The sequence below is a fragment of the Ruegeria sp. AG1 genome (assembly GCF_056541705.1).
The window spans coordinates 1-1,888 of the sequence record NZ_JBQFYU010000033.1; the positions used below are offsets into that span (position 1 = coordinate 1).

The window sequence follows — 1,888 nt, forward strand, 5'->3', positions numbered from 1 at the left end:
AAAGCGCCGCCCTGTGTTTTGGCGGCGCTTTGATTGTTTGTGTTTTGGTGCGTTTATTCTGCGGCCTGTGGTGCCTCGGCGTGTTTGTCACGCTGGCTGTCGCGGAACAGTGCCTTGGCGAGGGCGACCATCATCAGGCCCATCACCATGGTAAATGGCAGCGCGCCGATGATCATCGCGTTGCGCAGAGCGTCCATCGGGTTGTTCTCACCCGCCGCAAGGATCAGCGCGCCGATCACGGCCAACAGGATCAGACCCCAGATGATGCGGTGCTTGATGCCCGTCTCCTGGCTGCCGCCCGACATGATCGTGTTCATCACAAGGATGCCCGAATCCGCCGAGGTCACCAGGAAAGTCATGATCAGGATCACACACATCACGTTCAGCATCGACAACAGACCACCGTCGATCATGTAGGACAGCGTCACGAACAGCTTGTTGGTGTTCGATGCCCCGATGATCGCGCCTCCGGCTTCACCGGCCAGTTCCAGATCAATCGCGGTGCCGCCCAGAACCGTCATCCACGCAAAGCAGACCAGTGCCGGTGCGAAGACACAGCCCAGGATGAACTCACGCACGGTGCGGCCCTTCGAGATGCGTGCCAGGAACAGGCCCACAAAGGGCGAGAACGCAATCCACCAGGCCCAGTAGAACGTGGTCCAGCCTGCCTGCCAGCCAAACTGACGACCCTGCTCACCGGCGGCATAGGCCGCGGCCAGAGTGGCCTCGTCGAGTTCCGCTGCTGCGCCTTCCAGGCCGCTCTTGAAGCCGTCATAGCTGCCCCAGGCATTGGTCGCGCCACCCATCAGGGCATCCGCATGGGCCTGAGCCTCGGCCGGCAGAGCCGCCGCAAACGCCTCGGCCGAGAGCGGACCATAGGCGCCAAAGCTCAGCGACAGGAAGTGCAGGATGTAGTCCACCAGCGCGGTGCCATAGGTGGTCATCGCAAAGACGAACGAGCCGAAGACGACAAATGTGCCCAGCAGGATGATCGACAGCACCAAGTTCAGGTTCGACAGGTACTTAACACCCCGTCCAACACCCGACACAGCCGAGATGATCGACAGGCCCATGATCACCAGCAGACCTGCAATCAGACCAACCTTCGACGGGGTCGGAACCTCGCCGTTCAGGTCCATGATCCACTCCATCCCGGTGATCGCATAGACACCGTCGATGAACTGGCTGACGCCATAGCCGATGGTCACCGATACACCCAGGATTGTTGCCACAACGCCGAGAACGTCGACCACATGGCCCAGAAAGCCGTTCATCAGCTTGCCGAACAGCGGCGTCAGCGCCGAGCGTATGGTCAGTGGCATGTTGCGCGTATAGGCGTAATAGGCCAGCGAAAGGCCAGTCACCACATAGATCGCCCAGGCGTGGAAGCCGTAGTGCAGATAGGTGTAGCGATAGGCCGACTGAACCGCCTCGGGCTCATTGCCCGGCACGTCGCCCGCGACAACCACGGGGTTCGAACCCCACAGGCCCAGAGGCTCGGCGGTGGCGAACACCATCAGACCCACACCCAGACCCGCCCCGAACATCATCGAGAACCATGAGAAGTTGGAGAACTCGGGCTTTTCGCCGGGCGTGCCCATCACCCGCTTGCCGGTGGCCGGCAGCAGCGCAACGATGGCCAGAAAGAAGAAAAACAGACCTACGATGATGACGTAGAAGCTATTGAAGACCTCCAGAATCTGAGAGTTCCAGCTGCCCAGAGTGCTGTTCGCATTCGCCGGAAAAATCAGCGCCCAAAGCACAAGGGCTACCATCACACCCTTACTGATCAGCGCAATCGGAACGCTGTTATTCTCATAAAAACCGCTATCCGCGGTCTTAATGTCCAAATCCGTAAACGGTTCTTTAATCGACATCAATTTCCTCC

General features: G+C 59.6%; 1 protein-coding gene. It reads right to left on the reverse strand.

Annotated features, from left to right (window positions below):
- Positions 1–53: 53 nt before the first annotated feature.
- Complete coding sequence (locus ACR0B5_RS22840) at positions 54–1,877, reverse strand: BCCT family transporter (protein ID WP_480543685.1); 1,824 nt, start codon at positions 1,875–1,877, stop codon at positions 54–56.
- Positions 1,878–1,888 lie beyond the last annotated feature (11 nt).

Excerpts from the sequence above, each read along its gene's own strand:
- ACR0B5_RS22840 (WP_480543685.1), bottom strand. The coding sequence starts at position 1,877 with ATGTCGATTAAAGAACCGTTTACGGATTTGGACATTAAGACCGCGGAT.